The sequence below is a fragment of the Nostoc sp. FACHB-152 genome (assembly GCF_014697475.1).
Taxonomy (GTDB): domain Bacteria; phylum Cyanobacteriota; class Cyanobacteriia; order Cyanobacteriales; family Nostocaceae; genus Nostoc_B.
On record NZ_JACJRV010000148.1, the window covers coordinates 1 to 7,563 of the forward strand.

The 7,563-nt window shown below is 43.1% G+C and carries 6 protein-coding genes; 2 read left to right on the plus strand and 4 right to left on the minus strand.

The features are described from left to right. Positions 1 to 279: 279 nt before the first annotated feature. The 3 genes from H6G76_RS35580 to H6G76_RS35590 form a co-directional block, all read right to left on the minus strand. Positions 280 to 1,947 (minus strand): glycosyltransferase family 39 protein, encoded by a 1,668-nt coding sequence (locus H6G76_RS35580; protein ID WP_190710896.1) that lies wholly within the window; start codon positions 1,945 to 1,947, stop codon positions 280 to 282. A 483-nt stretch (positions 1,948 to 2,430) separates the two neighbouring features. Continuing rightward, complete coding sequence (locus tag H6G76_RS35585; protein WP_190710897.1) at positions 2,431 to 3,849, minus strand: aldehyde dehydrogenase family protein; 1,419 nt, start codon at positions 3,847 to 3,849, stop codon at positions 2,431 to 2,433. Positions 3,850 to 3,911: 62 nt separating this feature from the next. After that, complete coding sequence (locus H6G76_RS35590) at positions 3,912 to 4,955, minus strand: nitrilase-related carbon-nitrogen hydrolase (protein ID WP_190710898.1); 1,044 nt, start codon at positions 4,953 to 4,955, stop codon at positions 3,912 to 3,914. Positions 4,956 to 5,145: 190 nt separating this feature from the next. On the opposite strand from H6G76_RS35590, the gene H6G76_RS35595 reads away from it, so the two are divergent. Beyond that, complete coding sequence (locus tag H6G76_RS35595; protein ID WP_190710899.1) at positions 5,146 to 6,330, plus strand: FAD-dependent monooxygenase; 1,185 nt, start codon at positions 5,146 to 5,148, stop codon at positions 6,328 to 6,330. Between the two features lie 37 nt (positions 6,331 to 6,367). Next, complete coding sequence (locus H6G76_RS35600) at positions 6,368 to 7,279, plus strand: NmrA/HSCARG family protein (protein WP_190710900.1); 912 nt, start codon at positions 6,368 to 6,370, stop codon at positions 7,277 to 7,279. Here H6G76_RS35600 and H6G76_RS36790 read toward each other — a convergent pair. Next, a partial coding sequence (locus tag H6G76_RS36790; protein ID WP_206757044.1) for a hypothetical protein occupies positions 7,276 to 7,563 on the minus strand: 288 nt, incomplete at its 5' end. The genes H6G76_RS35600 and H6G76_RS36790 overlap by 4 nt on opposite strands.

Sequence of the window (7,563 nt, forward strand, 5' to 3'; positions counted from 1 at the left end):
TTACTTGGTCAACCTTTGCCTGTTGGTAGCTTCTTCCCTGAATCTTGGAGATGTCCCACCACTTTCTCTTCTGCTTAAACAAAAAACCTGCCCTTGAAAGCTGCTCCCCTGCCCACCCTGCGGATTATTTGTATCAAACTTAAAGTGAAACGGTATAAGTACTGGAGTTTCTGGCAACGAAGCCTGACTTTGTACTATCGAAGTTAGTCTTTAGTTGTCTAGAGCGATTTTTCGATTTAATCATTCTAGGCTAGAGCGTGGATGGAATGAGATTAACCGTCAAATTCCGTAAGACCGGGGGTAGGGCTTTAAAAGTGTCTTAGCCTGATAGACATAAATAATATTGATTACCACCCCGCCGCGTCTGATTGGTATTGTTTCAATCTCAGTTAGGCTACTAAAGTAAGTTCGATAATTAGCCATCAAATCTTTTCTATTCTTAAAGGGCGCAGTAGTAATGTACAGGGCGTTTTCCCCTAACCATTGATCCGCTCTTGACCAAAAAGCAAACCCACGCATATCGTTGCCAATGTCAAAGCAAGTAATCGGGACGTTTGCTAGAGGTTTCAGGGACATTGCAATTGGGCCACCTAAATAATAGCGATTGGTAAATATAAAGCTAGAGTTCTCTAGGGCAGCACTCAAGAGCGGAGAAGAAACAAAGCCACGCCGTAGTTGCTGAATATCAATTAGTTCTGTAGAAGGGTCATCCTTCGGAGGCAAGAACCCTCCCATGAAAGCGTATTGGCTAGGCTTTTGAAATATTCCTGTTGTCACTTGAAGCAGAGCAATCAGTAAAAGGCTGGCTACCATAATTCCCGAACCTAAAAGCCATCGCCGCACCCTACGTCGCTCATGCTGCTCCCAGATGACTGCCTGTTGCCCTAACAACAAAGTTGCTGCCCAAAATCCTGGCATCGGCCAAGCTGGCAAAATTTGCCGATATCCTCCAAGGAGAGTAAACCCTAAAATTAAAGGCAAGGATACCCATAAATTCAATAATTTAGTCGCATCTAAATTTACCTTAAAAGTTCGTGATTTGTGAAAAACAAGTTGAATTATTCTTAACACCGCAGGTCGTAAACTTACCCACCATAGTGGCAATCCTATGGTTGGGAACAGGTAAGCTACCCCGCCTAAATAGACAGCAGCTACACTCAGCAGATTGTACCCAACCCTTGGCATCGCTCGCTCTGATTGAAAACGAAAGGACACCCAATCATGCTGCATATTCCAAAACCAAATGGGGAAGATAGTCATCACAAATAAGCCTAACCCTAGCCATGCCCAAGGGGAACGCACAACACAGCGATGAGGTGGACTCGTTAAACAAAAACCAATTAGCCCCAGTCCTAAAATAAACCCGTGATATTTGCTATCGCAGGCTAATCCCACCAGGATACCAAGGTAGCTCAAGCGATAACTAGGCACATATAAATTAGATGAGCCAGACTTATTTTTCAACAGGCTATGCTTTTGATTTCCTGGCTGCCGAAAAAATTCATTGACTGCACAATATAAACTGGCTGACCAAAAAAACATCAGTGGACTATCGGGCAGGCTTAGTATGCCAAAGCCAACTTGAAAAACTGGACTTATGGTGGCAATAGCCAATGTCAGGCAAGCTGCTTTAGCAGAGAATAGTCTGTTGCTAGTTAAGTACAATAACACCAAACTGCCTGTATATAAAATCAGTGAACCCAGGCGAATTGTGAATTGGGATACATCTCCAGTTAACCACGGGCCAAAACCAGTTGTCAGAGCTACAAAAACTGGATGATCAAAATAGCTCCAGTCTAGATGCAGACTGTAGAGGTAGTAATAAGCCTCATCAAAGGTAGGGTACAGCCAGAAAGCAATGAAGGAGCGAAACAGCAATCCCCCAACCAGCAAAATTAGCACTAACTGATTAGTTTTTTGAGCCGACCATTTCTGGAATTTTTGCATTTACTCGAATTCTTATCCTTGATAAACAAACCAACTCATCAACTTCAGCTAGATAAAAGCCTAAATTAAAAGCACCAGTACGCCAAATTTTTGCGTAGTTTTTTGACTCAAAAACTCAAGAAAGAAGAAACAGCATTCAAATAAACTACTGCTAAAATACATTTGCGTTATTTATGACCCTGATTTCTATAGGAATCCGGTTTGATTACTGAAATACTTGTGTAGAGAGGCAATAGGCAATAGGCAATAGGCAATAGGGAACAGGAAAGAAGGGATAAAGGTATACTGAGTTTTTTCCCCAAATCAAATATGAATCCTATATTGCCAAAATTTCTGCATTAGATTTTCGTGAAGAGTGAGATATAGCGGTAGCCAGTTGTGTTAGGACATCAGTAGATGAGAAAACATAGACACTCAAAGACTTTTAACCCTGTCACCTGTCACCTGCCCTCTGCCTCCTGCCTCCTGCCTCCTGCTATATCATTACCCATTTTCAAACCACCAAGGGTCTTTATTAGAGTTAGTTTTAATCAAAAATGCTTTCTTTCGCATAAACCGTTTTATAGCTGCTGCACCCATGCGCGAACCACCTAAGCCGGAGAATTTGAAAGCGTTTTTCTCGCCTTCGTGCATGATGGCAGTCAAGGCGGCATCATTAATACTAATACCACCTGCATCAATATATTGAGCAACTGCTAAGGCTTCGGTTGCGGTTTCAGCAAACACCGCCGCACTCAGCCCATAAATTGAATCGTTGGCTAAATTGATTGCTTCTTCAATTTTGGTAAAAGGCATGACTGGCATAATGGGGCCGAAAGTCTCTTCGGTCATGACTTTCATAGAATGGTTGACTTGGGTCAGCACTGTGGGACGACACCACCAACCGCCGCCTAACTCTTCGATTTTTCCGCCGCAATGAATGACTGCACCTTTTTCAACTGCATCTGCGATATGTTCGTTAATTATTCCTGCTTGTCTTTCGGCAATAATAGGGCCAATTTCACCACTTTCTAAGGTGGGATGCGCTAGTTGGAGGCGATGGGCTTTGGTGACTAGTTGATGGTAAAACTTTTCAAAGATGGATTCTGCAACGTAAATGCGCTCAATTGATAAACATGACTGTCCGGTGTTGACAACTGAACCCCATAAAATTGCTGATGTTGCTAATTCTAAATCTGCCGATTCTAAAACGATCGCTGGGTCTTTGCCACCCAATTCTAAAAAGGCGGGAATAAATCTTTTAGCTGCGGCTTCTCCGACTTTTCGCCCAGTGGCAACACTGCCTGTAAAGCATACTAAATCTACATTTTCTATTAAAGCCGCACCAGTTTCTCCGGCACCTTCCACAAAACTTAATACATCACGCAACGCCGGAACAGAATTAATTGCTTCTGTCAGTGGGGCGATGAAGCGAGGCGCAATTTCACTGGGTTTGACAACTACTGCACAACCCGCCAGCAATGCGGGAATGGTATCAATTGTAGATAGTAATAGCGGGAAATTCCACGGACTAATTACCCCAACTAAAGGGTAAGGCGTTGATGTTTGTTGCAGGGCGATAAAGGGGATAGATGTATTTTTGGCTAAATCTTGCAATAATTCTGGTGCTAATCCACACCAGCGATCGATGGTAGAAAAGAAGGAGTCGATTTCCATAATTGAGATGGACAATCTACCTGTATCATTTACCAAAGCATCTGTCAGCTTGTCGCGTTGGGATAATATTGCTTGCTTCCATTCTTGTAAAGCTGCAACTCTACCTTCTACACCTAATTGTTGCCAGCGCACTTGCGCCCTTCTCGCTCGGTTGCATTGCTGTGCCAGCAACTTTGGCGGCGGTGGGATAATTACGTAATCAAATTTTCCGGTGCGTGGGTTACGGACTTCGATTGGTTTTGTCATTGGTCATGTGTTAGAAGGCAGGAGGCAGAAGGCAGGAGAGGAGGGCGAAGAAATTTTATACTTTAAATAACACCTAGTTGAGATAGACGTTCTATAGTCTTTTGCTGTGTTTGGATGAAGTGTTGACGTTGCACTTCTTGATCCAGCATAGTGTTTGCTGGGTAAAATTGTGACTGGCTGTAGCTTTGAGCGTATAGTTCAAATCGCTGGCGGGAGAGTATATTATTTAACCCTGGACGGCGGCGATCGCGTCTTAAGGCGGCTAAATCTATCTCTGCAAATGCTGCCATACTTTCACCTGCACCTGTCTGGGCTAAGACTATACCGCGATAGTCAACGATTTTTGAGCCACCATCAACGGAAGCAACGGGGATAGGACTATTAGCTAGACCTGCGGTATTAGAAGAAACAACGTAAGCCATATTCTCGACAGCGCGAGAAATTTTAGCTGCGTCTTTTGGTGTGAGGTTGCTGCTATAAATTTCTGAGGTGGAATGCAGAAAAATCTCTGCGCCACGCATTGCCAAACATCGCGCCACTTCTGGGTATAAAATTTCTTCGGAAGCTACGGCGGCTAAATTACCAATGGCTGTTTTTGCAACTGGGAAGACACCTTCTAAACCGTAAAATTCGAGGTATTTATCCCAAACATCACCAGGAGTAGGCGCAAATAAAGAATTTAACCGCCGATATCGCAAAACAATATCGCCAGCCGGGTCAATTACAAAGCAGGTTTGAAAATATAAACCAGGGAAATTAGGGTCAAGTTCGTAGGCGTTACCAGCTAAAAAGATTTTGTGTTTTTGAGCAATTTTACCAAGGGCTTCATATTCTGCCCCGTGCATTTCTATACAAGCTTTTTCAGCCCATACAGGCAAAGCTTCCCCCATTGGAAAGCCTGTAAGAAAATATTCAGGGAGGACAATTAACCGACAATCAGAACCAATAAAAGCAATACTAGCGGCGATTTGTGACGCTAAACGGGTAATAGCCTTTTGGATCATTAATCCAACTTCTTGACGATCGCTTGCTTGGTTAACTGCATGACAAGTCACTTGCAATGCTAAAGCACGAAATGATTCGATTGGGGCAGGATTATTCGCCATGCTGGTTGCTGTATTAAAATTGCCTCACTATTCAGTTTATCTGCGATCGCCACCCCAAAACCTACTAATTTGGTGATTCCTGCCTTTAACAACCGCATTAAAATGAATGTGTCCAGCGATGAAACAAACAAAATTTACAGATATCTCTTACTCATCAACACAAAGAAAAAATTAATCTTGAGTCTGATTCATGTTAGAAAATAACCCTAGAAAATCATCAGTATGGAAAGTTGCAATTATTGGTGCTGGACTTGGTGGTTTGGCAACTGCATTAGCATTGCGAAAACAAGGCATTGAGGCGCAAGTCTATGAAAAAGCAAAAGAATTGCGGCCAGTGGGCGCAGGACTGACTATTTTACCGAATGGCTTGAATAGCCTTTGTGCTATTAATCCTGATTTAGTCGAGGCGTTAAAAAATGCTGGTAGCCATACCCGGATGTTAAACCTGAAGAAAAGCACCGGAGAATTAATTGTTCAAAGCCCAATCAGCCTGATGGAAAAATATGGACAACCAATGCTAAATATGCGGTGGTCGCGGTTGCAGGAAATACTTGCGGCGGCTTTACCAACAGATACTATTCACCTCAATTGTCGATGCATAGATTTTCAGCAGCATGAACAAGGTGTAGAAGTTTACTTTGAAGATGGCAAAAAAGTAGAAGCAGACTTATTGATAGGGGCTGACGGTATTAATTCCACTGTGAGACAGATTCTCATTGGAGACGGTTTACCTCGTTATGCTGGGCGTTTGTCTTGGCGTGGTTTGGTTAAGTACAGCCATGTACTATTGCCTCCTAATGAAGTAGTGCTAATGACATCACCTCATGGCAAAGTTATCATGCTGATTGATGTAGGAGAAGGTTATGTATTTTGGAGTGCAGGATCGCTATCGCCAGAGGGAAATTTATCGCCAAACGCCACAGAAGCAAAGTCTCGTGTTTTAGAAATTTTTGCTGATTGGGGAGAACCTGTACAGGCAATTATTCAAGCCACGGATGCAGAAAATATTGTAGAAAGACCAATATGTGACAGACCGCCTTTAACCCGATGGAGTCAAGGCAAAGTCACCCTTTTAGGAGATGCAGCACATCCTGTAGTACCATCTTTGGGGCAAGGAGCAAATATGGCTTTTGAAGATGCCAGAGAACTAGTAGAGTACCTTGCTGCTGCATCTAGTATTGAAGCAGCCTTAATTCAATATGAAAACAGTCGGATACACCGTACCCAAGTAATCCAAGCTCGCAGTGCCTTGGAGGGCGATCGCTCTTATGATAGCGATAGTGAGGCATTTTTGAGTGGCGTGAGAGAACAGGCAAAGGTGAATCAATCAGAGTTTGAGGATTGGCTATATAGCACCCAGATTAAAACTAATTAGTCTAAACTAATCTTGATGCCGCATTCCAAATAAAAGAATGTCACAAATTGGCGATCGCCAGAAAATATTGCTCATTGGAGTCACAGGTGGCACAGGTGGCAATGTCATTAAGGGATTTCTCGAACAAAACGTTACAAACCTCCGCGCCATCACCAGAAAAATTGACCTCAACAGACCATCTTTAGCCAAGCTGAATGATGCTGGAATTGAACTGGTCGAAGCCAACCTTGATGATGAAAACTCTCTCATACCAGCTTTTGCCGGAATTTCAGCAGTTTACTGTCATGCTACCGCGCCAGATACAGCAAAACCCAGTCCGTTAGAAGTCGAAAGGGCAAAACGAGTCGCCCAAGCAGCTAAAAACGCTAACGTTCAGCATTTTGTTTATAACTCCGCAGGTGGGGCTGATAGAAATTCAGGAATTAGTCATATTGAGCAAAAATATCAAGTAGAACAAATCCTCAAACAAGCGAGTTTACCAACTACAATGTTGCGTGCTTGTTTATTCATGGAAGAATTCTGGAAAAAGTATACGCGCCCTTCCATCCTCAAAGGCAGTTTCCCCTTTTCAATTCAGCCTGATAGACCGCTACATCTAATTACTACTAAAGATATGGGTCGTATTGCTGCCTATGTTATCAAACATCCAGCACAGTATATTGGTAAAGAAATTGAGTTAGCTGGTGATGTCCTGACACCCATACAAATGGCCGAAGCATTCTCCAAAGCGCAGGGAAAAAAAGTTATTTATAAAGAAACCTCGCCTTGGATTTTTTTGCTGTTATTTCAAAGAGAATTATTCGCTTTGATTCAGTGGTATCGCAAAAAGGGTTATCAGGCAGATGTAGCCCAGTTACGCCAAGAATTTCCGGGACTTTTGACTACATTTAGTGAATTTTTAGAGGAAACCAACTGGGCAAACCCAGAATTGAGTTATGAAAATATTTAGGAAGGCAATAGGCAATGGGCAATAGGCAATGGGCAATAGGCAAGTAGACAATAGGTTAAAAAGCCTTTTATGAAATACATTTGGTAAGAGCCAGTAAGGTGTGTATTCGGTAAGAGTACAGCACCGCCCCAGATTTGCGGTGCGTTAACGTGAGTTCGATGAACCTCTCCCCAACCCCTCTGTCTTGAAAAGTTTTGCGCCGGGAAACCCGGACGCGCAACGCCAGTTGCTTTATGCCGGGGAACCCGTCCAACGCACTGGCTCAACTTTTCGCTCCGACGCGG